The following is a 22,473-nucleotide window of genomic DNA, read 5'->3' on the forward strand; positions in this document are numbered from 1 at the left end:
CCTTGCAACCTACTCGACGGGCCCGACAGTTCCGGCGGCTCCGCCGGTGCGGGCCAGGTCGCCCGCGCGCACCCGCGCCACGGCCGCCGCCGCGCCGTCGCCGACCGCGTCGGCCAGCGCCGCCTGCTTGAGCCAGTTGTACGGGCTGCACGGCCGCAGGCTGATCCGCTCGCTCACCAGCACCCTGGCCAGGTCGCGCCGCCGCGCGCGCAGGGCCGACTCCAGCAGCGTGCGCTGCACGGCGTCGCGCTGCGCGTGGCTGCCGCCGAACTCGGCGATCCGGTGCCTGATCGGCCACAGCAGGTCCACGACCGCGTCATGATCACCGCGCCCGAACGCCACGATCGCCCGGCACACCGGCAGCCCCACCCGCAGCGTCATGGCGTGGTTGGTGACCCCCGGCCGGGACCTGGTCACGTACGCCTCGCGCTCGGCCACCAGCTTGTCCGCCTCGCCGATCCGCCCCGCGCCGACGTACGACATCACCGCGTGCATGTCGTTGAACGCGTAGAACGGCTCGGCCACCCGCGCCGGCCACCGGTCGGCCAGCGCCTGCCAGCGTTCGTGCTGGTCGGAGCCCTCCAGGTGGAGCCGCCACAGCAGCGCGGCGGCGTCAAGCAGCTCCAGGCACGACTGCCCGTCGGCGAGCACCGCGTCGTAGATCGACAGCACGCGCGGCAGGTCGCCGCTCTCCAGCGCGTACAGGCAGTAGTGCCACCAGGTGTGCACGTTGAAGAACGTCCCCCTGGACCAGTCGGGCAGCCGCGCGTCGAGGTAGCGCAGGCCCGTGCCGAACCTGCCCTGCTCCTCGTACGTGTGCACCACCGCGTGGATGCCCCACACGTCGCGCGGGTTCAGCTCGACCGCCCGCAGCCCTGCCTCCTCCGACCTGTCGTGGTGCCCGCACTCCTCCAGCCCGAAGGCGTACATGCCGAGCAGGTGACCGAAGTGCGGGTCGTCCTGCGGCCAGGCGTTGAGCGCGCCGCCGACGCGGTCGCGCAGCATGCGGGCGTCGCCGGTGAAGAAGTCGATCTGGTGGCCGACCGCGAGGGCCAGCGCGTCACGCGGATGCTCGGCCGTCAGCTCGGCGAGCAGCGAGCCGCAGGCCAGGAAGTCGCCGTCGAGCAGCGCCAGCACCGCCGCCACGTGCGCGCGCTCCCTGGGCAGCAGGTCGGCGCCCTCGGTCCGGCGCAGGAACGCCCCGAACCTGGCCCGCGCCGTCCGCGCGTCCTCCACCTCGGTGGTCAGCAGCCCGAGGTAGGCCACCAGGACGTTCCCCATCGGGAACCCGGGTGACTCGGCCAGGGCGGCGCCGGCCTCGGCGTCGACCTCGGCCCTGAAGTGCAACAGCTCGTCGATCGCGCGGTCGTAGTGGCGTACCGCCCCCGCGCCGGCGCCCGTCATGGCCAGGCCGTGCCGATCGTGGCTCACCGCCTCACTGTAACCAGCGAACTCCGTACGGGCACGGACCTGCGGCGGGGTATCACGGATGGAGTGCAGGCTGCTCGCCGCCGCCGGGCCGACCGGCCGGTGGATCACAGGTCGGTGGCGATGATGTGCTCGATGTTGCGTTCGGCCAGGGCCGTGATCGTGACGAACGGGTTGACCGTCGCGTTGCCGGGGATCAGCGCGCCGTCGATGACGTACAGGCCGGGGTAGGCGGTCAGCCGGCCGTAGTTGTCGGTGGCGCGGCCGAGCACGGCGCCGCCCAGCGGGTGGTACGTGAGGTGGTCGCCCCAGATCTTGTAGACGCCGAACAGGTCCGTCCGGTAGATCGTGCCCTCCTTGGCGTTGATCTTGTCGAAGATCGTCTTCGCCATGTCGATGGACGGCTGCTTCCAGGCGGCCTGCCAGCTCAGCTCGACCTTCCCGGCCGCCGCGTTCCAGGTGAACTGCGCCCGGTGCGGGTTGTTCGTGATCGACAGGTAGAAGGAGGCCCACGTCTCGATGCCCGTCGGCAGCGGCGCGACCTCGGCGAACGCGCCCCCGGCCGACCAGTTGTCGATGCCGCAGCACGGGATCGCCGACTGCAGGCTGCCGGTCGGGTCCCACAAGTGGTTGGCCCGGCCGCACATCACGTTGCCGTTGTCGCCCCAGCCCTTGCCGACCTCGCCGTTCAGAGCCGGCAGCGCGCCGGTCGCCTTCAGCCTGACCAGCAGCTTGCTCGTGCCGACGCTGCCGGCCGCGAAGAACACCCGGGTGGCGGTCACGGTCTTGGCCGCCACCACGTTCCCGCTCGTGTCGAGCTGGTCGATGAGCACCGTGTAGCCGCCGCCGGGCGCGGGGGCGACCGAGGTGACCTGGTGCAGCGGCGACACCGTGACCCGTCCCGTGGCCTTGGCCCGCGCCAGGTACGTGCGCTGCAGCGACTTCTTGCCGTGGTTGTTGCCGTAGAGGATCTCGCCGGCCAGCGCCGACTTCGGCACCGTGCCCGCCTCCTCCTGCTTCATGTAGTCCCAGTCGTAGACGTCCGGCACGAACACGAACGGGAAGCCGGAGCGCTGGGCGTGCTTGCGGCCCACCCGGCCGTACTGGTAGGCGGGCGTCGTGTCGAACCAGGCCGGGTCGATCGTGCCCACGCCGAGCGTGGTGTTGGCGCGCGGGTAGTAGACCGAGTACATCTCGTCGGCGTTCACCGTGGGCAGCACCGAGGCGAAGTTCTCGCGCTTGGGGGTGACCGCCATGCCGCCGTTCACCAGCGAGCCGCCGCCGACGCCGCGGCCCTGGTAGACGGTGATGCCGGCGAACTCCTCGGCGTCCAGCACGCCGGTGTGCTTCGGGATGCCGCGGTCGAGCGGGAAGCCGAGGAAGTAGTTGAGCGGGGCCTTGGTGCGCGTACGCAGCCAGTACGAGCGGTAGTCCGGCTCCCGCGTGTTGCAGAAGATCTTGCCGTCGGCACCCGGGGTGTCCCAGGCCATGCCCATCTCCACCAGGTGGACGTCCACGCCCGCCTGGGCCAGGCGCAGCGCGGCCACCGAGCCGCCATAGCCGGTGCCGATGACCAGGACCTGGACCCGCGCGCCGGAGGGGATCGCGCGGGCCGGCGAGGCGTGGACGCCGAGTGCGGCGGCTCCGACCAGGGAGCCGGTGCCGGCGATGAAGCCGCGACGGGTGATGCTCATGGTGCCTGCCTCGCTTCCGGCCGGTGGGCGGGAGACGCGCCGCCGGGCAGCCGGCAGACGGTGTCCAGGCCCAGAACGTGGTTGAGCCGGCCGAACGCCAGCCAGGAGCCGAGGCACATGCTCAGCTCGACGATCTCCGCCTGGCCGTAGCTCGCCGTCATCCTGGCCCAGAACTCCTCGTCCAGGCCGTGGGGGTCGAGGGTGTAGCGCTCGGCGTACTCGGCGGCCAGGCGGGTGCGCTCGTCGAAGGCCGTGGTGGTGCGCCAGTTCGTCACCGCGTCGGCGAAGCCGTCCTCGACCTTCTCGCCGTCCCGCTCGGTCCGCCAGTCCAGGCAGAACGCGCAGCCGTTGATCTGGGCGACCCGCAGCCTGGCCGCCTCGAACTCGCGCAGGCCGAGCGTCGTGTGGGCGTAGACGGCCAGCGAGAAGCGGGCGGCGGCGGGGCCGATGCCGGGGATCATCTCGCCCCAGACGTACTCGATGGCGTCCTTGCCCTCCGGGATGTCGATCCTCATCGCGTACCTCCGAGCTTGCCGGGGATCGGGCGTAGCGGGACGTCGAGCGCGTCGTACAGGCCGGGGGCGGCGGCCACGAGCCAGTCGATGGCGCCCACCAGGCGGCCCACGGCTGTCGCGTTGCCGCCCGCCGACTGGTTGCCGTCCTCGTCGGTGGCCTCCAGGGTGACCTCGATGCGCGGGCGGCCCTCGACGATCACGCGGTGCGCGCCCACGCCGCCCGGCGGGACCGGCCAGTCGGGGGCGCAGGCCGGGTGGATGCGGGTGACGTGCTCGATCACGATGCGGGGCGCGCCGCCGATCACGCCCCGCACCTCGAACCTGGCCGCGCCCTGCGTGCCCTTCTCGAACGTGCCCATCGTGGCCGTCGTGATCGTCTCGCCGAGCGGGCGGCGTTCGACGTGCTCACGGATCTCGTCGAGCTCGGCGCCCAGCGCGCGGGCCATCAGCCTGATCTGGCCGCCCCACACCATCGATGGGACGTCCCGCGCCAGCATCGGGGGCTCGTAGTCCATCGGCTGGCCCATGCCGACCAGGTAGCGGACCGAGTCCGGCTGGCCGTAGGTGGAGTAGTCGAAGATCTCCTGGCAGCGTACGGAGTCCACGGTCGCGGCCAGGCCGCTGACCAGCAGCGGCAGCACGTCGTTGGCCCAGCCGGGGTCCACGCCCGAGGCGAACAGCGACCCGCCGCCCTCGGCCACCGCCTTCAGCAGCGGCTCGCGGACCTCGGGAGGGGCGTTGCGGTGGTCGTAGAGGGCGTACAGGGACGGGGTCACGACCACGGCGCCCGCCCTGACCGCCTTGACCACGTCCTCCAGGGCCTCATTCGGGCGCAGGTCGCCGGAGGCGGCGTACACGACGGCCCGGGGGGCCGCGCCGAGCACCGCGTCGACGTCGGTGGTGGCCGCGACGCCGAGGCGGCGGCCGAGCCCGGCCAGCTCGCCCGCGTCCAGCCCGGCCTTGCCCGGATCGTGAACGAGGACGGCGGCCAGCGTGAGCGCGGGATGAGCGGCGACGGCGCGAATGGCGGCGCGCCCGATGTTGCCGGTACCCCAGACGATCGTGGACACCATGGGCGGAGCGTAGCAAGCGCTTGGTTGCGTGTATAGCTCCTGCCGACACATCCCCTGACCGAAACTCACTCCCAACCGGCCCCGCTTGTGAGGGGGAGCCGGGGTGCGCGGTCGTCCGGTGGGGTGGCTGTCCGGGTTGTCCCAAGGGGGAGGGTTGGGGTTCTTGTCCTTGGTTGAGCGGGGTTTGCGGGGTGGGGGCGGTGGAGCTGGTGGGTAGTCACTTTCTTACTTTTCGTGGCGGATGCACGGCGGGTCCGGCAAGCTGCTGTCACCGAATGCGGCGGAGCGAGCCGGACGGGTGAGGCTGATGAAGATGGGTGGGCGGCCGGCCGGCAATCTGCCGCCGGAGATGACCAGCCTGGTGGGCCGGCGTGGCGAGCTGGCCAGGATCCGCCGGCTGTGCCGTGAGTTCCGCATGGTGACGCTGACCGGCGCCGCGGGCGTCGGCAAGACCAGGCTGGCGCTCAGGGCCGCCGCCCGCATGCGGCCGGCGTACGCGGACGGCGCCTGGTACATCCCGCTGTCGGCGCTCGACCAGGGCGCGCTGCTGCCGTACACGATCGCCGAGGCGCTGCCCCTCGCGGACCGGACGACGCGGCCGATGATGGAGGTGCTCGGCGAGTATCTCGCCGACCGCCACCTGCTCCTGGTCCTCGACACCTGTGAGCACCTCATCGACGACTGCGCGCGGACCGCACGTGCGCTGCTGGTCGCCGCGCCCCGGCTGACGATCCTCGCCACCAGCCGCCGCCCGCTGGACGTCCCAGATGAGCAGGCGCTCATCATCGAGCCGCTGCCCGTGCCCGACGCGGGCGGCGAGGGCCCGCAGGAGGCGGTGAAGCTGCTCGCCGAGCGGGCCGCCGCCGTCGTGCCCGGCTTCGAGGTGACGGACGGCAACCGCCACCAGCTCGTACGCATCTGCCGCCACCTGGAGGGCCTGCCCCTGGCGATCGAGCTGGCCGCGGCCCGGCTGCCCAAGCTGGGCGTCGCCGAGCTGTGCGAGCGGCTCGACGACCGCTTCGCGCTGCTGGGCGACGCCGACGACGATCTGCGGGGAGCCGACCCGCCCTGGCACCGGGCGCTGCGCACCGCGATCGGGTGGAGCCACCAGCTGTGCGATCCGGGGGAGCGGCTGCTGTGGGCGCGGGCCTCGGTGTTCGCGGGCAGCTTCGACGACCGGGCCGTGATCGAGGTGTGCGCGGACCGGCTGCTGCCCGCCGACGCGATCCCCGGCCTGCTCGCGGGCCTGGTGGACAAGTCGATCCTCATCTGGGCCCCCACGGGCGGCGGCGAGCGCTACCGGATGCTGGACACGATCCGCGAGTACGGCGCCGGCTGGCTGCGCGCCCTCGGCGAGCAGGACGAGCTGCGCCGCCGCCACCGCGACCACTACCTGGCGATGGCCCGCCAGGGCGACGCCGCCTGGTTCGGCCCCGACCAGGTCTCCTGGAACGACCGCACCACCGCCGAGCACGAGAACCTGCGCATCGCCCTCGACTTCAGCCTGTCCGCCCCCGGCGACCACGGCGCGCTGGAGCTGGCCGCCGCCCTGTGGTTCTTCTGGTACCCGTGCGGTTTCCTGCGCGAGGGCCAGCACTACCTGGAGCGCGCGCTGGAGCTCGACACCGAGGCGAGCGCCGTACGCAGCCGCGCCCTGTGGGTGTGCGCCCTGACCCTCATCGTGCAGGGCGACGCCGACGCCGGCATGGCGTGGGCCACCGAGTGCGCCGGCGTCGCCGAGGAGCTCGGCGACGCCCCGGCCGCGCTCGCCGCGCAGGCCATGGTGATGGCCGCGGCCACCATCAGGGGCGACCTCCCGCTCGCCCTGGCGCTGGCCGACAGCCTGGTGGCGGTGCATCGGCCGGAGCAGGGGCTGGACCTGCCGACGATGCTGGCCAGGCTCGGGCAGTGCCACGTGCACACCGCGCAGGGCCGCATCGAGGACGCGATCAGGGCGCTTGAGGAGCTGTGCGCCGAGTGCGACGAGCACGGCGAACGCTGGATGCGCGCCTACGCCGACCTCTTCCGCGCCCAGGCCGAGCTGGCCCTCGGCCGCTACGAGCCGGCCCAGCGGTACGCCCGCGCGTCCCTGGAGCTGAAGCACCGGCTGCACGACAGCATCGGCATCGCGCTCGCGCTCGACGTGCTGGCCTGCGCCGCGGCCGCATCAGGGCAGGGGGAACCGGCCGCCCGCCTGCTGGGTCTCGCCCAGCAGGTGTGGGACACCATCGGCCGGGCCCAGATCGGCATCCACGAGTGGGTGGAGGCCCGTACGCGCTGCGAGCGGCAGGCCCGCGCGGCGATCGGCGACCAGGCGTACGGGACGGCGTTCCGCACCGGCTACGACACCGGCCTCGACACCGGCATCGTCCAGGCCATCGACTCCGGCACCGCCCACCGCTGACTCCCTCGCCGTCAGGCCGGCAGGCGGCTCGCCGTCGCGAAGAGCAGGGGCTCGTCGCCGGGGCGGCAGAGGAGCTGGAGGCCGACCGGGAGGCCGGCGACCGTGCCGGCCGGGACGGTCAGGGCGGGCAGGCCCAGCACGTTCCACGGGCAGGTCAGGGAGAGCAGCGCGACCCCGACGGGCACGGGCCGCCCCGCCGGCGTCACCTCGCGCTCGTCGATGAGCGGGGCGGTGACCGCCGCCGTGGGCAGCGCGAGCACGTCGTGCCGCGCGAACAGCCCGTCCGCGACCGCCGCCAGCCGCTCCCTGGACTCCAGGGCCCGCACGTAGCTCCATCCTGGCACCTGCGCGGCGCCGCGCAGCCGTTCCAGCACCTCCTCGCCGAACAGCTCGGGCGCCGTCTCCATGCGATCCGCGTGTACGGCGACCGCCTCGCACGACTGGATCGCCCGGTACGTCCGCAGCACCTCCTCGGCGAACCCGTCAGGAAGCCGCACCTCAGGCAGCTCACCCGCCGCCGCGCGGACCGCCGCCACCACCTCGGGGTCGCCCTCGAACAGGTCGCTCGCGTCCAGCCACGCCACCCGGGCCGCCTCCACCGGGGCGGGCGCGCCGGCGCCGGTCAGGGCGCGGTAGGCGATCAGGCAGCTCTCCGGGTCGCCGGCCAGCACGCCCACGTGGTCGAGCGAGCGTGACAGCGGGAAGACCCCGTCCGCCGGGATGGCGTCGTACGCGGGCTTGAACCCGGCGACCCCGCACAGAGCGGCCGGGATGCGGACGGACCCGCCCGTGTCGGTGCCCAGGGCCAAGGGCACGAGGCCCGCGCCGACGGCGGCGCCGCTGCCGCCGCTGGAGCCGCCCGACATGCGCGAGGGGTCGTGCGGGTTGCGCGAGGCCCCGTTGGCGGAGCGGTCGCCGGTCGGCCCGTACGCGAACTCGTGGGTGGTGGTCTTGCCCACGATCACCGCCCCGGCCTCCCGCAGCCGCGCCACGCAGGCGGCGTCCCGGGAGGGGACGTACCCGGCGAAGTGCCGCGAGCCCATGGTCGCGGGCAGCCCGGCCACCTCGATGAGGTCCTTGACCCCCACCGGTACGCCGTGCAGCGGCCCCCGGTCGAGCCCCGCCGCCAGCTCGGCGTCCGCCGCCTTGGCCGCCTCCAGGGCGCCTGTCCCGTCCACGGTGACGAACGCGTTCAGCCCGGGATCGAGCGCGGTGGCGGCACCGAGCGCCTGCTCGGTGAGGTCGGTCGAGGTGGTCCGGCGCTCGCGCAGGTCCTTGGCGAGCCGGGCGAGGGTGCGGCCGGTGAACGGGCCGGGGGGAATAGGCATGGCATCTTTCTACACATTTCATGCCATCCCCATCGACCTTCCCCCGCGGGCATCGCCCCCGTGGCCCCCGGTCAGGCGGTCCTGGCGCGCGCGCCGAGCCGCTGCGCCAGCCGGTCCAGCGCCATGTTGATGACGATGAAGATGGCCGCGATGAGGATGGCCGCCGGGATCACGTTGGAGAAGTTCGCCGCGATGCCGTTCAGGCCCCGGTCCACCAGCTCGTCGTAACCGACGATCAATCCCAGCGCCGAGTCCTTCAGCAGCACCACGAACTGGCTGACCAGCGCGGGCATCATGGCCTTGAGCGCCTGGGGCAGCAGCACGAGCCGCATCACCTGCCCCTTGCGCATTCCCACCGCGTACGCCGCCTCCCGCTGCCCCCTGGGCAGGCTCAGCACCCCGGCGCGGACGATCTCGGCGATCACCGAGCCGTTGTAGAGGGTGAGGCCGAACACGACGGCGGCGAAGGCCGAGATGTTCACGCCGATGAGCACGTACGAGCCGAAGAACGCGAAGAAGATCATCAGCAGCAGCGGCACGGACCTGAAGAACTCCACCACCACCGCCGCCGGCACCCGCACCCACGTGTGCTCCGACAGCCGCGCGGTGGCGAAGACCAGCCCGAACAGCCCGGCCAGCACCACGCCGACGACCGCCGCCGACAGCGTGCCGGCCAGCCCCGGCAGGATGAACGTGGCCCACACGTCGGCGCGCAGCAGCGGCGTCCACTTCTCGGCGGCCCACTGGTCCTTGGCGTCGAACCGGACGTACACGAAGGCCGCCACGGCGAGCAGCGCCAGCGCGACGACGCCGGTCAGCACCCGGTTGCGCCGCACGCCGCGCGGGCCTGGAGTCTCGTAGAGCGTGGTGTACGCGCTCATCGGGCCACCGCCAGCCGCCGCGACAACCAGCCGAACAACAACCCCATCGGCAGGCAGAGCAGCACGAACCCGGCCGCGAAGCCGAGGAAGATCTCGATCACCTGGTCCCCGTACGTCTCGATCAGCTCGCGCATCCGCACCGACGCCTCGGCGACGCCCACCACCAGCGCGATCGTGGTGTTCTTGGTGAGCGCGATGAGGATGCTGCCGAGCGGCGCCACCACCGCGCGGAACGCCTGCGGCAGCGTGATCAGCGCCAGCGTCCTGACGAAGCCGAGCCCCAGCGAGCGGGCCGCCTCCGCCTGGCCGACCGGCACCGTGTTGAGCCCCGCGCGCAGCGCCTCGCAGACGAACGCCGAGGTGTAGGCGGTCAGCCCGATGACGGCGAGCCAGAAGTTGTTGGTGGCGATGTCGTCGGACAGCTCAAGGCCCAGGTTCGCGCCCACCCCGAGGCCGGTGAAGAGCAGCACGAGGGTGAGCGGGGTGTTGCGGGCCACGGTCACGTACGCGGTGGCGGCGGCGCGCAGCGAGCCGAGCGGCGCCACCCGCATGGCGGCCAGCAGCGTGCCCAGCACCAGCGAGCCGAGCGCGCTGACCGCCGTCAGCCGCACCGTCATCCAGAAGGCGGCGACGATCGTGCCGCCCTCGGTCAGCAACGCGTCCATCGGGCCTCAGTACCGCTCGAGCTGCGGGGCCTGCGGCACGGCGAACCCGGAGGCGCCCACGCTTGCCTGCAGCGCCTGGGTCCAGCTGCCGTCGGAGAACATCTTCTCCAGCGCGTCGTTGACCGCCTTGCGGCCCGCCGTGTCGTCCTTCTTCAGGCCGATCCCGTACTTCTCGGTGCTGAACGTCTTGCCGACGACCTTGAGCTTGCCGGTGTGCTGCGCGGCGTAGCCGGCCAGGATGACGTTGTCGGTGGTGATCGCGTCGAGCTGGCCGCCGAGCACGCGGTCCACGCACGCCGAGTACGTGCGCTCCTCCTGGAGCTGCACCTCCTTGGCGTACTCCTCCTTGACCTTCTGCGCCGGGGTCGAGCCGGCGACCGAGCAGAGCTTCTTGCCGTTGAGCGTCTCAGGCCCGGTCAGCGCGCCCTCGTCGGACCTGACCAGCAGGTCCTGCCCGGCCACGAAGTACGGCCCGGCGAAGGAGACCTTCTGCTTGCGGGCGTCGGTGATCGAGTACGTGGCCACGACCATGTCGACCTGGCCCTGCTCCAGGAAGGCCTCCCGGTTGGCCGAGACGGTCTCCTTGAACGTGATGTCCTTCTCCTCGACGCCGAGCTGCCTGGCGACGTACTTGGCGACCTCGATGTCGAAGCCGGTGAAGGCGCCGTCGGGGGTGCGCAGCCCGAGCCCGGGCTGGTCCGCCTTCACGCCGATGACCAGCTTCTTGTCGTTCTTGGCCTTGTCCACGATCGAGGCGTAGGTCTCGGAGCCGCCACCGCACCCGGAGGCGGCGGCGACGACGGCGACCACCGGGACGAACACCGTGAGAAGGGATCTGCCGAACATGACGACTCCTTAGTGGGTGAGGATCTTGGCGAGGAAGGACTGGGCGCGGTCGCTGCTGGGCGCGCCGAAGAAGGCGGTGGGGGAGTCCTGCTCGACGATCTGGCCGTCCGCCATGAACACGACCCGGTCGGCGGCGCGGCGGGCGAAGCCCATCTCGTGGGTGACGACGACCATGGTCATGCCCTCGCGGGCCAGCGCCGTCATGACCTCCAGCACCTCGTTGACCATCTCCGGGTCGAGCGCCGAGGTGGGCTCGTCGAACAGGATCGCCTTCGGGTCCATGGCCAGCGCCCGGGCGATGGCGACCCGCTGCTGCTGCCCGCCGGACAGCTGCGCCGGGTACTTGTCCGCCTGGGAGCCGATGCCGACCCGGTCGAGCAGCTCGCGGGCCTTGCGCACGGCTTCCGCCTTCGGCCGCTTCAGCACGTGCACCTGCCCGAGGACGACGTTGTCCAGGACGGTCTTGTGCGCGAAGAGGTTGAACGACTGGAACACCATGCCGACCTCGGCCCGCAGCCTGGCCAGCGCCTTGCCCTCGGCGGGCAGCGGGGTGCCGTCGAGGGTGATCGTGCCGGAGTCGATGGTCTCCAGCCGGTTGATCGCCCGGCACAGGGTCGACTTGCCCGCCCCTGACGGGCCGATGACCACCACGACCTCGCCCTGCTTGACGGTCAGGTCGACGTCCCTGAGCACGTGGTGGTCGCCGAAGCGTTTGTTGACCCGGTCCAACACGATCAGGTCCGCGTGGCTCATGCGTCACGCTCCTTGTCTCGGTCAGCGTTGGCGTAACCGTAAGGAGCGGGGCGTGCCGCGAAGCGGCTTATGATCGTTTAGTTCAGCGGTTCGCCGGTCGGGACGACGCCGAGGTCGTGCCGGTGACCCCGATCGTGGCCATGAAGGCGCGGTCCCACTGCCCGTCGCGCAGCCAGCGCGCGATCAGCCCGTTCAGGTAGTCGCGGAAGGCCGCGTCCTGCTTGCGGATGCCGATCCCGTACGGCTCGCGCCCGAACGGCTTGCCGAGCATCCGCAGCGTGTCGGGATGCTGGGCCAGCAGCCCGAGCAGGATGGTGTCGTCGGTGCTGATCGCGTCCACCCGCCCCGACACCAGCGCGGGCACGCAGATGCTGTACGCGTCCACGATCTCCAGGTCCGCCTCGGGCACGGTGGAGCGCAGCCGCTCGACCGACGTCGAGCCCTTGGCCGTGCAGACGGTCTTGCCCTTCAGGTCGGAGACCTGGTTGATCGTCATGTCGCCGGCCCTGACCAGCAGGTCCTGCCCGGCGTAGTAGTACGGGTCGGTGAACGACACCAGCCTCGCCCGCGCCGGCGTGATCGAGTACGTCGCCACCACCAGGTCCACCAGGCCCTGGGTGATGAAGTTCTCCCGCTCGCGCGAGACGGTCTCCACGAACCGGATGTTGCGCTCGCTGCCCGTCAGGTCCTTGGCGATGAGCCGGGCGATCTCCGCGTCGAACCCGGTGATGCGCCCGCTGACCGGGTCCTTGTAGCCGAACATCGGCTGGTCGAACTTGGTGCCCACGGTGAGCACGCCGCGCTCCCTGATGCGCGCCATCGTCGAGTCGTCGGGGAACGGGTCCGGCTCGCCGCAGCCCGCCGTCGCCAGGCAGATGAGCATCGCCGCGACCAAGGCGCGCAGTCCCCTCATCGGACGCGGTACCGGTGCTGCGGGCGTCCCGTCGGGCCGTAGCGCGGCCGGCCTTCGACCAGCCCGCGGTCGGCCAGGTGTTCCAGGTAGCGGCGGGCGGTGGCCCTGCTGACCCCGATCATGCCGGCCAGCTCGTGAGCGGAGGCGTCCTCCTCGACCTCCGACAGCGCGTCCAGCACCGCCTGCTCGGTCGCCGCCGAGATGCTCTTCGGGCGGGAGGCCGGGTCGAGGTGCATCGAGCGGAAGATGCGGTCGATCTCCTGCTGCTCGGCGAACCGGCCGCCCGACTCCAGCTGCTCGACGGTGGCGGCGTACCGCAGCAGGGTCTGCTCCAGGGTGCCCGCCCTGGTGGGTTTGACCAGGTAGTAGAGGGCGCCGCGCTGGATCGCCGCGCGTACGGTGGCCGACTCCTTGCGGCCCGAGACGACGATGACGTCGGCGGGCGGCTGCTCGGGCCGGCGCAGGCGATGCGCCACCTCTAAGCCGGGCATATCCGGAAGGTGCAGATCGAGCAGGACGAGCCGCGGCGCGAAGCGGGCGGCGGCGGCCAGGGCGGCGTGGCCGGTGTGGGCGATGCCCACGACTCTGAACCCGAGCACCCTGTTCACCTGGGCGTGCAGCGCGGCGGTGACGACGGGATCGTCGTCCACGATGAGAACGGTGATGTCCCTGAGCTCAGGCATCGCCACGCTCCTCGTCAATCTGGTCGATCACTGCAGCTTAGGCGGGTTTTATCAGAAAAGATCGACTTTTGCTCGTTCTGCTCAGCTGGAACCGGCGCGAACGCCGGAACCCTCCTAGTCTGTACCCCAAAGAGTGGGGGGAGGGACGGACGCCCGTGCGATGGCTGCTCGCGGTGACCGCCTTGTGGACGCTGCTCGGTCTGCTGCCCCTGGCGCTGCTCACCTCCTCCAGCATCTCCCTGTCGGAGCAGGCCGTCAGAGGCGAGGTCAGCGACCGCGTCAAGACCACCGCCTCGGTCAGCCGGGTCGTGGTCGAGCAGCAGATGGACTCGCTCAAGCAGCTCGTCACCGCCTTCGCCCAGCGGCCCCAGGTCCGCGAGGCCGTCAAGAAGACCGCTCCCGGCACCCTCGGCGGCTGGCTCACCGAGCTGCAGGGCATGCGCGACGGCGTCAGCGGCCTGGTCATGATCTCGCCCGAGGGCAAGATGCTCGGCGTCGAACCGCCCGTCGTGCTGCCCCAGGACATCACCAGCACCGACTGGTACCGCGCCGTACGCGACCAGCGCGTCGCCTACGTCTCGCAGGCGTACACGCCGACCATGCGCGACGTGTCCAGAGCGGTCGCCGTGGCCGCGCCCATCCCCTCGGCCGACGGGACGGGCATGGTCGGCGTGCTCGCCGTCGTCTACAGCCTCGACGCCATCCAGCAGTTCGCCGAGAAGGCCGCCGACGCCCAGGACATCCGGCTGCTCATCACCGACAAGGCCGGCGTGCTCGTCGCCGACGACCCCAGCAAGAAGCTGAACGCCCTGACCTCCCTGCGCGAGGACCCCCGCGTGGACGACGCGCTCAACGGGCAGGCGTGGAGCGGCGAGTACCGCGGCATCGACGGCGTCGTGCTGTCGGCGTCCGAGCCCATCCCCGGCATCGGCTGGACCGTCACCGCCGAGGTGGTCGCCGCCGAGGCGCTGGCCTCCGCCGAGCGGCTGCGCACGAACGTGCTCACCGTCGCCGCCCTGCTCGCCCTGCTCATCCTCATCGGGCTCGGCCTGCAGATCCACAGCACCAGGGGCCGCCGCCGCGCCCAGGCCACCCTCGCCAGGTACGCCGCCGAGCTGGCCGGCGCCCGCGACGAGGCGCTCAGCGCCTCCAGCGCCAAGTCCGAGTTCGTCGCCAAGATCAGCCATGAGATCCGCACCCCCATCAACGGCGTGCTCGGCATGAACTCCCTGCTCATGAACACCCGCCTGGACGACGAGCAGCGCTACTACGCCACCACCGCCCAGGAGGCCGCCCAGAACGTGCTGCGCCTGCTCGACGACTTCCTCGACCTGTCCAGGATCGAGGCAGGCCACCTCCAGGTCGAGGCCGCGCCGTTCGACCTGCCGCGCCTGTGCGACGAGGTCGTCGCGCCGTTCGCGCCGCACGCCTACGAGCAGGGGCTCTGGCTCACGCTCAGGATCGACGAGAACGTGCCCAGGCAGGTGTGCGGCGACCCCGCCAGGCTGCGCCAGGTGCTCACCAACCTCGTCGGCAACGCACTCAAGTTCACCGTCCAGGGCGGCGTGGACCTGCACGTCACGATCTCCGAGGGCGAGCCCGGCCAGGACCGGGTGGTGCTCAGGTTCGCCGTGGCAGACACCGGCATCGGCGTCGGGCCGCAGGACCGCGAGAAGGTGTTCGGCGTCTTCCGCCAGGTGGACACCCCGATCACGCGCAGGACCGGCGGCAGCGGGCTCGGCCTGGCCATCAGCAGGCAGCTCGTCGAGCTGATGGGCGGCAGCATCGGGCTGGACAGCGTGGAGGGCGTCGGCAGCCGGTTCTGGGCCACCCTGCCGGTCGACGTCCTCGACTGGTCGGAGCCCGGCGCCGCGGCGCTCGAAGGGCTGCGCGCGCTCATCGCCGACCAGCGGCCCGAGGACCGCGCGCTGGCCGCGCGCTTCCTCGCCCAGGCGGGGGCCGACGTGGAGGAGACCAGGGACGTCGAATCCGCCCTCGGGTTGCTGCGGGCCGCGGCGCGGGGCGGGGAGCCGTACGAGCTGGCCGTCGTCGCCCTCGACCTGAGCGCGGGGCAGGACTACGCCGACCCCGCCGATCCCGGCACGCCGCGCTCGCTCGCCCACGCCATCCTCGTCGATCCGCTGCTCCAGGCCACCAGCGTCATCGTGGTCGTCACGCCAGGCCGCTCCGGCGTCGCCTGGCCCGCCCCGGCCGGGGAACGCGCCGTCCAGTCGATCACCCGCCCGCTCAGCCGCCGCCGCCTGCTCGCCGCCGTGGAGAACGCGCTCGGGAACGCGCTCGACGCCGTCGAGAGCCCCGGTGGCGCTCCCGCCGTCGCAGCCGGTGGGCCCACCGGGGGCGCGCGGATCCTGGTGGCCGAGGACGACGAGGTCAGCCGGCAGGTGGCGATGCTCGTCCTCAGCCAGGCCGGGCACGCGGTCGAGACGGTGGACGACGGCGAGCAGGCCGTGCGCGCCGTCCTCGCCGGCGGCTACGACCTGGTCTTCATGGACTGCCAGCTGCCCGTGCTCGACGGGCTCGCCGCCACCGAGGAGATCAGGAGCCGCGAGGAGGTCCACACCCCGATCATCGCCATGACCGCCGCCGCCATGCCGGACGACCGCATCCGCTGCCTGGAGGCCGGCATGGACGACCACCTCGCCAAGCCGGTGGACTGGGCGCGCGTGCTGGCCAGGATCCCCGAGTGGGCCGCCTCCGCCGGGCTGCCTCCCGAGCTGGCCGGGCTGTCCGCCGAGGCGCTCGCCGACGTGGCGCGGGCGTACCTGGCGACCGCGTCCCGCACGTTCGAGGAGCTCCGCCAGGCCGTCCGCGACGGCGACCGCCCCCAGGCGGCCTCCCTCGCCCACCGCCTGAAGGGCGCCTGCGCCACGGTCGGCGCCACCAGAGAGGCCGAGCTGTGCCGCCGCGCCGAGGAGATCTCCAGGGCGGGCGGCGTCGTGGGCGAGGCGCTACTGGAAGAACTGGAAACCCTCCTCAGCCAGGCCCCCGACTGGATGGACACCGTCCGCTCCACCTGACCGCCGTTACGGTTTTCCGCTATCGAAGTCGGCGGGGCGCCCCCATGGCCGGCGGGGTGCCGCGCTCCTAGCGTGGCGGGTTGTGATCAGTCTCAAGGGTTTGACCAAGCGCTACGGCGATCGGCTCGCCGTGGACGATCTGATGCTGGAGTTGCGGCCGGGGAAGGTGACCGGGTTCCTCGGGCCGAACGGGGCGGGCAAGTCCACCACCATGCGCCTGGTGCTGGGCCTCGACCGGCCCACCGCGGGCACCGCGCTCGTCGGCGGCGTGCCGTACCACCGCATCGAGAACCCCCTGCGCACGGTCGGCGCGCTGCTCGACGCGCGGGCCGTGCACCCGGGCCGCAGCGGGCACGCCCACCTGACGGCGCTGGCCCGCAGCAACGGCATCCCCGTGCGGCGGGTGGGCGAGGTGCTGGAGGCCGTCGGCATGACCGGCGCCGCCCGCAGGCGCGCCGGCGCGCTGTCGCTCGGCATGAGCCAGCGCCTCGGCATCGCCGCCGCGCTGCTCGGGGACCCGGAGGTGCTGATGTTCGACGAGCCGGTGAACGGCCTCGACCCCGACGGCGTGCGCTGGGTACGCGGCCTCATGCGCTCCCTGGCCGCCGAGGGACGCACGGTGTTCGTCTCCAGCCACCTGATGAGCGAGATGCAGCTCACCGCCGACCACCTCGTGGTGATCGGCAAGGGCCGGCTGCTCGTGGACGCCCCGCTCGCCGACGTCATCGCGAGCAGCTCCATGACCGCCGTGGTCGTCCGCACCCCGCACGCCGCCGACCTCGCCGACCGCCTCCGCGCCGCCGGCCTCACCGTGAAGCGGCTCGCCGAGAACGAGCTGGAGGTCACCGGCGCCACCATCGAACAGGTCGGCGACCTGGCGTACGAGGCGGGCGCCCGGCTGCACGAACTCCGCACCAGACAGGCGTCCCTGGAGCAGGTCTACCAGGAGCTCACCTCCGGCAGCGTCGAATACGGAGCCGCCGCATGACCCCCGCTCCCCGGACCGCGCCGAAGAGCCGGTCACCTCGGGCCCTGCCCCGCGCCCTGTGGCAGAGCGTCGCGGCCGAGTGGGTGAGGGTGTGGTCGGTCAGGAGCACGTGGTGGTGCTTGGCCTGCGCGTTCGCGCTGACCGTGCTCGCCGCCGCGACGCTGGGCGCCGCGTACGCGACCGAGGCCGTTCGTGCGGGCGTGGACACGCGCATCACGGCCAGCGAGGCCGTGGTCGCGGCCACGTCGTTCGCCCAGTTCGCGCTGGTCGCCCTGGCCATGCTGACCGTCACCTCCGAGTACGCCTCCGGCGGCATCCGCGTCACCCTCCAGGCCACGCCCGTGCGCGGCATGGTGCTGGCCGCCAAGGCGCTGGTGGTGGCGCCGGTGATGGTCCTCGCGGGCGTGCTGACGGGGGCGGTCGCCACGGCGGCCGTGTACGCCCTGCTGTCGATCGACGTGTTCGGCGGGCTCGTCGTGCTGCCGCCCGGCGAGGTCGCCTGGGACCTGCTGGCCACGGGCGGCTACTACGCGCTCATCGGCGTGCTGACGGTCGGCGCCGGCGTCGCGATGCGCAGCGCCGTGGGCACGCTCTCCACGGTGTTCATGCTGCTCATGGGCCTGCCGCTGCTGCTCATCATGACCGGGAGCCAGGTCGCGGTGGACGTCTCGCTGCGGATGCCGATGTTCGCCGGGCTGGCGTTCATGGACAGCACCGACAACCTGACCGGCGCCCCGATCCCGTACTCGGCGGGGGAGGGCCTGGCCTGGCTGCTGGCCTGGACGGCGGCGGCCCTCGCGACCGGCTGGGCCGTCGTGCGCCACCGCGACGCATGACCGATTCCACGGGCGGCGGCATAGACTTCACGGCCGTGTCAGGCAGCCGGATCGCACGGGCGTTCGCCGGGGTTCTCATGGGGGTCCCGCTCGGGGTGGCCGAGCTGGCCGTCCTCGCGCTCGCCGTCCCGGCCCGGCTCGTGCCCGCGCTGCGGCCCGCCGCGGCGCGCGGGGTGGCGCGGCTGGTCGCGGTCGAACGCGGCCGCCTGTCCCGGTGGCTCGGGCACGAGACCGCGCCGCCGCGCGCGGGCGGGGCCGCGTTCCTGACCGCCCGTGCCGTCCTCGGCCTGGTCGGTGGGTACGCCACCGCGTCCGCGCTGTTCCTGACCGGCCTGCTGCTGGGCGGCGGCACCTGGGCGCTGATCACGGGCGAGTCCGACCCGGTGCCGCTGGAGCTGCCCGGCGTCCGCCTGGTCACCGACAGCGGGATGCTCGGCGTGAGCAGCGGGGTGGTGCTGCTGGCGGTGTCCGCCCTGCTGATCCTGGGCGTGGCCGCGCTCGAACGGCGGCTGGCCACGTACTTCCTGGGCCCGAGCGCCCAGGAGCGGATGCGGGCCCGCATCGCCGAGCTGACCGCCACCCGCTCCGGCATCGTCGAGGCGGTGGACGACGAGCGCCGCAGGATCGAGCGCGACCTGCACGACGGCGTCCAGCAGCGCGGCGTCTCCCTCGCCATGCTGCTCGGCCGCGCCCGGCACACCCCCGACCACGAGCGCACGGCCGAGCTGGTCGAACAGGCCTACGCCGAGTCGCGCCGCCTCCTCGACGAGCTGCGCAGCGTCGCCTGGCGCGTCTACCCGACCGCGCTGGACGAGCTGGGCCTGTGCGCCGCGCTCGAAGGCGCCGCCGAGCGGGCCGGCGTGCCGGTCACCGTCCACTACGGGCTGTCCGGCCGCCCCGCCACCCGCATCGAGACCGCCCTGTACTTCGTGGCCCGCGAGGCGATCACCAACGCGGTCAAGCACGCCGCCGCCCGTGACATCCTGGTGGTCCTGGACGAGGACGAGCAGGCGGTGAGCGTGGCGATCTCCGACGACGGCAGGGGCGGCGCCGACCCCTCGGGCGGCGGGCTGTCCGGGCTGGCCCGGCGGGTCCTGGCCCTCGACGGCACGTTCACCGTCGACAGCCCGCCCGGCGGCCCCACCCGCGTCACCGCCACCCTGCCCAAGGCGCCGCCGTGCGGCTGATCCTCGCCGACGACTCCGTGCTGCTGCGCGAGGGCCTGACCCGGCTGCTCGCCGACGCGGGCCACGAGGTGGTGGCCGCCGTCGGAGACGCGCCCGCGCTGCTCGACGCGGTCGAGCGCCACCGGCCCGACGTGGCGGTCATCGACGTCCGCATGCCGCCGGGGCACAAGGACGACGGCCTGCGCGCCGCCCTGGAGATCCGCGAACGCCTTCCGGACGTCGGCGTGCTCGTCCTGTCGCAGTACGTCGAGCAGCACTACGCCGCCCGCCTCCTGGCCGGCGCCACGGAAGGGCTCGGCTACCTGCTGAAGGACCGGGTGTCGGAGGTGGCCGAGTTCCTCGGCTCGCTCGAACGCGTCCGCGCCGGCGGCACCGTGCTCGACCCCGAGGTGGTGCGCCGCCTGATGGCCCGCGCCACCCGCACCGACCCGCTGAGCACGCTCAGCCCGCGCGAGACCGAGGTGCTGAAGCTGCTCGCCCAGGGCTTCGTCAACGCCGCCGTCGCCGAACGCCTGCACGTCTCGCTCAGCACGGTGGAGAAGCACGTCAACGCCATCACCGACAAGCTCGACCTGCCGCGCGACCCGGGCTACAGCCGCCGCGTGCTGGCGATCCTGCGCTATCTGGAGGGCTGATTGACCGGCCCGCCCCTGGGGAAGGGTGATCGCCATGACTGTCATGCTCGCTGACGGACGTCCCATGCCACGACTCGGCCTCGGCACCTGGCCCATGGACGACGAGGAGGCCCGCCAGGCCGTGACGCACGCGCTCTCGCTGGGCTACCGGCTGGTCGACACCGCCGCCGCCTACGGCAACGAGCGCGGCGTCGGCGCCGCCGTGAACGAGGCGGCCGTGCCCCGCGAGGACGTGTTCGTCACCACCAAGCTGCGCGGCGCCGACCACGGCTACGACGCCGCGCTGCGCGGCTGCGAGGCCAGCCTGGGCCGGCTCGGCCTCGACTACGTCGACCTCTACCTGATCCACTGGCCGCTGCCCGGCCGCGACCTGTACACCGACACCTGGCGCGCCTTCGTCCGCCTGCGCGAGGAGGGCCTGGCCCGCTCGATCGGCGTGTCCAACTTCACGCCTCCGCAGATCGAGCGGATCGCCGGCGAGACCGGCGTCTGGCCGGTGCTCAACCAGATCGAGCTGCACCCCGGCTTCGCCCAGACCGAGCTGCGTGCCTGGCACGCCGACCACGGCGTCATCACCGAGTCGTGGAGCCCGCTCGGCCTCGGCCAGAAGCTGCTCGACGACCCCGTGGTCACCGAGCTGGCCACCGCGCACGGCCGTACGCCCGCCCAGGTGGTGCTGCGCTGGCACCTCCAGCTCGGCGCCGTGCCCATCCCCAAGTCGGCCGACACCGACCGCATGCGGCAGAACTTCGAGGTGTTCGACTTCAGCCTGACCCCTGACGAGATGGCCAGGCTCGACGCGCTACCGGGCGGCCGCATCGGCGGCGACCCCGACACCCATGTCGAGCTCTGACCGCATTCAGAACACGGTGTGATCCAGCCAGTGCCGCAGCAGCGCCCGGTCGCCGTGCACCCGGGCGGGCGGCACGCGCCTGGCCAGCACCAGCATGCACTCGGCCACCGGGCCCGACAGCACCATGTCGGCGTCCGCGTCGGAGCGCTCCCACCTCGGCCCGTCCGGCGTCCTGGTGATCAGCCAGCCGGTCATGCCGTCGGGGCGCACGGCCAGCCGCTCTCCTTGGCCGCGCAGCGCGGTCAGCTCGGGCTTGAACGCCTGTGACGCCGGTGCGGTGATGAGCTCCATCGCCTCAGTGATCACGTCGGCCGCGAGGTCGTCGGCGATCGTGTAGGGCGCGCCGGTGGTGGCCGCCGCGTCATAGTGGTGGACGGCGGTGTCGCACAGCATCCGGCGCAGCCAGAACACCGGCGGCACCGGCCCGTTGAAGGACCAGACGGAGGCGCCGGGGGCCGCCGTCCGTACGGCGGTGATCAGGTCCTCGGCGCCGTCACGCAGCCAGGACGCCCAGGCGTCCGGGGCGCCCGGCAGGGCGTCGAGCGGGTCGGGCACGGGCAGCGGCGTGCCCGCCGCGCGGACCAGTCCCGCCGCCCACCGGGTGGCCTGGCTGGCGTGCCCGGTCAGGACGCGCAGCCGCCACTCCGGGCAGGTCGGCACCTTCGCCTCCGGGTCGCCGCCCGCGACGGCCAGGCCGAACGCCGCGCCCTGCTCCCGCAGCCCCTCCGCCAGCCGGTCCTGGTCCAGTGTCGTCATCACTCACTCCTCGAGGTCGTCCGTCGATGGCGCGGGTAGCGTAAGAACTCCAGTCAGGTGGAGGTTCAAGTGCCTTTGTGGGACGAGACGCTCGGCATCGGCGACCTGGCCAGGCTCACCGGCGTGCCCGTGCGGACCATCCGCTTCTACTGCGACGAGGGCGTCCTGGCGTCGGTGCGCAGCACGGGCGGCCACCGCAGGTTCGACCGGGCGGCCGTCGAGCGGCTGGTCCTGGTCAGGCGGCTGCGCGGGCTGGGGCTCGGGCTGAACGCGATCGCCTCGGTGCTCGAAGGCGAGACCTCCGTGGCGCGGGCGGTGGCGGCGGAACGTGCCGCGCTCGACGTCCAGCTTCGCGAGCTGGCCTGGCGGCGGGCCCGGTTGCGGGCGGTCGAGGAGGCGGGGGCCGCCGATCGGGCCGGGCGGCTCGCGCTGCTCGCCGCCGTCGAGGACGCGCGGGCCGCCCGCGAGCGGCTGGTCGCGTTCTGGCGGCTGCAGATGGTGCTGCCCGTCTCCGACGAGCTGTTCGGCTCGTTCCTGTCCATGGCCGCGCCTCCGCCGCCGCCCGATCCGACGCCGCCGCAGGTCGTCGCGTACGCCGAGCTGGTCGCCGTGACCGGTGACCGGTCACTGACCCGCGGCCTGCGCGCCAGGGCGAAGGAGAACGCCCGCGCCATCACCGATGAGAACGAGCTGATGCAGGGCGTCGGGGCGGCCGTCGCGCTGGCCGAGCCGCTCGTGGCCGCCGGCGAGCCCCCCGCTCCCGGCCCTGAGCTGGACCGCTTCGTGGCCGCCCACGCCGCGGTGCGGCGCCGCTCCGACACCCCGGGCTTTCGCCGCGAGCTTCTCGGCATCGTGGCCGGCGACCACGACCCCCGCGTACGCCGCTACTGGCGCCTGGTCGGCGAGGTCACCGGCGAGCGCGCCCCGATCGGCACCACCCTCACCTGGCTCGGCGACGCCCTCGCCCGCTCACTCGCGAGGTGAGACCCGTGCCGCG

At 73.0% G+C, this 22,473-nt stretch carries 20 protein-coding genes; 8 read left to right on the top strand and 12 right to left on the bottom strand.

Annotated features, from left to right (window positions below; all coding sequences use genetic code 11):
- Positions 1-9: 9 nt before the first annotated feature.
- From AB0K28_RS30925 to AB0K28_RS30940, 4 genes are all read right to left on the bottom strand, one after another.
- Positions 10-1,431, bottom strand: coding sequence for a tetratricopeptide repeat protein (locus tag AB0K28_RS30925; RefSeq protein WP_364377022.1), 1,422 nt, complete (start codon positions 1,429-1,431; stop codon positions 10-12).
- A 104-nt stretch (positions 1,432-1,535) separates the two neighbouring features.
- Positions 1,536-3,122: a GMC oxidoreductase gene (locus AB0K28_RS30930; RefSeq protein WP_364377024.1), complete on the bottom strand. Its 1,587-nt coding sequence runs from the start codon at positions 3,120-3,122 to the stop codon at positions 1,536-1,538.
- On the bottom strand, positions 3,119-3,637 hold the full coding sequence (locus AB0K28_RS30935) for a carboxymuconolactone decarboxylase family protein (protein ID WP_364377026.1): 519 nt from the start codon (positions 3,635-3,637) through the stop codon (positions 3,119-3,121). Before AB0K28_RS30935 ends, AB0K28_RS30930 begins: the two co-directional genes overlap by 4 nt.
- Positions 3,634-4,710: a dihydrodipicolinate reductase gene (locus AB0K28_RS30940; RefSeq protein WP_364377028.1), complete on the bottom strand. Its 1,077-nt coding sequence runs from the start codon at positions 4,708-4,710 to the stop codon at positions 3,634-3,636. Before AB0K28_RS30940 ends, AB0K28_RS30935 begins: the two co-directional genes overlap by 4 nt.
- Before the next feature lie 307 nt (positions 4,711-5,017).
- On the opposite strand from AB0K28_RS30940, the gene AB0K28_RS30945 reads away from it, so the two are divergent.
- A complete protein-coding gene (locus AB0K28_RS30945) occupies positions 5,018-7,114 on the top strand; it encodes an ATPase (protein WP_364377030.1) in 2,097 nt (698 codons plus the stop codon).
- 11 nt (positions 7,115-7,125) lie between these two features.
- Here AB0K28_RS30945 and AB0K28_RS30950 read toward each other — a convergent pair whose 3' ends face one another.
- The 7 genes from AB0K28_RS30950 to AB0K28_RS30980 all read right to left on the bottom strand — a co-directional run bounded on the left by AB0K28_RS30950 (position 7,126) and on the right by AB0K28_RS30980 (position 13,183).
- A complete protein-coding gene (locus AB0K28_RS30950; RefSeq protein WP_364377032.1) occupies positions 7,126-8,442 on the bottom strand; it encodes an amidase in 1,317 nt (438 codons plus the stop codon).
- Positions 8,443-8,513: 71 nt separating this feature from the next.
- A complete protein-coding gene (locus AB0K28_RS30955) occupies positions 8,514-9,323 on the bottom strand; it encodes an amino acid ABC transporter permease (RefSeq protein ID WP_364377034.1) in 810 nt (269 codons plus the stop codon).
- The gene (locus AB0K28_RS30960) at positions 9,320-9,988 is read right to left on the bottom strand and encodes an amino acid ABC transporter permease (protein ID WP_345402824.1); all 669 of its coding nucleotides are present in this window, start codon (positions 9,986-9,988) and stop codon (positions 9,320-9,322) included. Before AB0K28_RS30960 ends, AB0K28_RS30955 begins: the two co-directional genes overlap by 4 nt.
- 6 nt (positions 9,989-9,994) lie before the next feature.
- Complete coding sequence (locus tag AB0K28_RS30965) at positions 9,995-10,834, bottom strand: glutamate ABC transporter substrate-binding protein (protein ID WP_345402827.1); 840 nt, start codon at positions 10,832-10,834, stop codon at positions 9,995-9,997.
- A 9-nt stretch (positions 10,835-10,843) separates the two neighbouring features.
- A complete protein-coding gene (locus tag AB0K28_RS30970) occupies positions 10,844-11,587 on the bottom strand; it encodes an amino acid ABC transporter ATP-binding protein (RefSeq protein ID WP_345402831.1) in 744 nt (247 codons plus the stop codon).
- Positions 11,588-11,669: 82 nt separating this feature from the next.
- The gene (locus AB0K28_RS30975; protein ID WP_364377037.1) at positions 11,670-12,500 is read right to left on the bottom strand and encodes a glutamate ABC transporter substrate-binding protein; all 831 of its coding nucleotides are present in this window, start codon (positions 12,498-12,500) and stop codon (positions 11,670-11,672) included.
- Positions 12,497-13,183 carry a response regulator gene (locus AB0K28_RS30980; RefSeq protein ID WP_345402842.1) on the bottom strand — a complete coding sequence of 229 codons (687 nt, stop codon included), beginning with the start codon at positions 13,181-13,183 and terminating at the stop codon, positions 12,497-12,499. The genes AB0K28_RS30975 and AB0K28_RS30980 overlap by 4 nt, the downstream gene beginning before the upstream one ends.
- Positions 13,184-13,338: 155 nt before the next feature.
- On the opposite strand from AB0K28_RS30980, the gene AB0K28_RS30985 reads away from it, so the two are divergent.
- From AB0K28_RS30985 to AB0K28_RS31010, 6 genes are all read left to right on the top strand, one after another.
- Complete coding sequence (locus AB0K28_RS30985) at positions 13,339-16,221, top strand: response regulator (protein WP_364377039.1); 2,883 nt, start codon at positions 13,339-13,341, stop codon at positions 16,219-16,221.
- 82 nt (positions 16,222-16,303) lie between these two features.
- Entirely contained in the window at positions 16,304-17,209 is a 906-nt protein-coding gene (locus AB0K28_RS30990) for an ATP-binding cassette domain-containing protein (protein WP_364377041.1), read from the top strand.
- The gene (locus tag AB0K28_RS30995) at positions 17,206-18,045 is read left to right on the top strand and encodes an ABC transporter permease (RefSeq protein WP_364377043.1); all 840 of its coding nucleotides are present in this window, start codon (positions 17,206-17,208) and stop codon (positions 18,043-18,045) included. The genes AB0K28_RS30990 and AB0K28_RS30995 overlap by 4 nt, the downstream gene beginning before the upstream one ends.
- A 35-nt stretch (positions 18,046-18,080) precedes the next feature.
- Positions 18,081-19,232: a histidine kinase gene (locus AB0K28_RS31000; protein WP_364377045.1), complete on the top strand. Its 1,152-nt coding sequence runs from the start codon at positions 18,081-18,083 to the stop codon at positions 19,230-19,232.
- Positions 19,223-19,867: a response regulator transcription factor gene (locus AB0K28_RS31005; RefSeq protein ID WP_345402858.1), complete on the top strand. Its 645-nt coding sequence runs from the start codon at positions 19,223-19,225 to the stop codon at positions 19,865-19,867. Before AB0K28_RS31000 ends, AB0K28_RS31005 begins: the two co-directional genes overlap by 10 nt.
- A 34-nt stretch (positions 19,868-19,901) precedes the next feature.
- Positions 19,902-20,720: an aldo/keto reductase gene (locus AB0K28_RS31010; RefSeq protein ID WP_364377047.1), complete on the top strand. Its 819-nt coding sequence runs from the start codon at positions 19,902-19,904 to the stop codon at positions 20,718-20,720.
- A 6-nt stretch (positions 20,721-20,726) separates the two neighbouring features.
- Here AB0K28_RS31010 and AB0K28_RS31015 read toward each other — a convergent pair whose 3' ends face one another.
- The gene (locus tag AB0K28_RS31015; RefSeq protein WP_364377049.1) at positions 20,727-21,476 is read right to left on the bottom strand and encodes a maleylpyruvate isomerase family mycothiol-dependent enzyme; all 750 of its coding nucleotides are present in this window, start codon (positions 21,474-21,476) and stop codon (positions 20,727-20,729) included.
- A 69-nt stretch (positions 21,477-21,545) separates the two neighbouring features.
- Here AB0K28_RS31015 and AB0K28_RS31020 point away from each other — a divergent pair, with 69 nt between their 5' ends.
- A complete protein-coding gene (locus AB0K28_RS31020) occupies positions 21,546-22,460 on the top strand; it encodes a MerR family transcriptional regulator (RefSeq protein WP_364377051.1) in 915 nt (304 codons plus the stop codon).
- Positions 22,461-22,473: the final 13 nt, after the last annotated feature.

The organism is Nonomuraea sp. NPDC049504 (genome assembly GCF_040676845.1).
GTDB classification, from domain to species: Bacteria; Actinomycetota; Actinomycetes; order Streptosporangiales; family Streptosporangiaceae; genus Nonomuraea; species Nonomuraea salmonea.

Bases quoted from the DNA above. Each gene is read 5' to 3' on its own strand.
- AB0K28_RS30930 (WP_364377024.1), bottom strand. From the start codon at position 3,122: ATGAGCATCACCCGTCGCGGCTTCATCGCCGGCACCGGCTCCCTGGTC.
- AB0K28_RS30935 (WP_364377026.1), bottom strand. From the start codon at position 3,637: ATGAGGATCGACATCCCGGAGGGCAAGGACGCCATCGAGTACGTCTGG.
- AB0K28_RS30940 (WP_364377028.1), bottom strand. From the start codon at position 4,710: ATGGTGTCCACGATCGTCTGGGGTACCGGCAACATCGGGCGCGCCGCC.
- AB0K28_RS30945 (WP_364377030.1), top strand. From the start codon at position 5,018: ATGAAGATGGGTGGGCGGCCGGCCGGCAATCTGCCGCCGGAGATGACC.
- AB0K28_RS30950 (WP_364377032.1), bottom strand. From the start codon at position 8,442: ATGCCTATTCCCCCCGGCCCGTTCACCGGCCGCACCCTCGCCCGGCTC.
- AB0K28_RS30955 (WP_364377034.1), bottom strand. From the start codon at position 9,323: ATGAGCGCGTACACCACGCTCTACGAGACTCCAGGCCCGCGCGGCGTG.
- AB0K28_RS30960 (WP_345402824.1), bottom strand. From the start codon at position 9,988: ATGGACGCGTTGCTGACCGAGGGCGGCACGATCGTCGCCGCCTTCTGG.
- AB0K28_RS30965 (WP_345402827.1), bottom strand. From the start codon at position 10,834: ATGTTCGGCAGATCCCTTCTCACGGTGTTCGTCCCGGTGGTCGCCGTC.
- AB0K28_RS30970 (WP_345402831.1), bottom strand. From the start codon at position 11,587: ATGAGCCACGCGGACCTGATCGTGTTGGACCGGGTCAACAAACGCTTC.
- AB0K28_RS30975 (WP_364377037.1), bottom strand. From the start codon at position 12,500: ATGAGGGGACTGCGCGCCTTGGTCGCGGCGATGCTCATCTGCCTGGCG.
- AB0K28_RS30980 (WP_345402842.1), bottom strand. From the start codon at position 13,183: ATGCCTGAGCTCAGGGACATCACCGTTCTCATCGTGGACGACGATCCC.
- AB0K28_RS30995 (WP_364377043.1), top strand. From the start codon at position 17,206: ATGACCCCCGCTCCCCGGACCGCGCCGAAGAGCCGGTCACCTCGGGCC.
- AB0K28_RS31010 (WP_364377047.1), top strand. From the start codon at position 19,902: ATGACTGTCATGCTCGCTGACGGACGTCCCATGCCACGACTCGGCCTC.
- AB0K28_RS31015 (WP_364377049.1), bottom strand. From the start codon at position 21,476: ATGACGACACTGGACCAGGACCGGCTGGCGGAGGGGCTGCGGGAGCAG.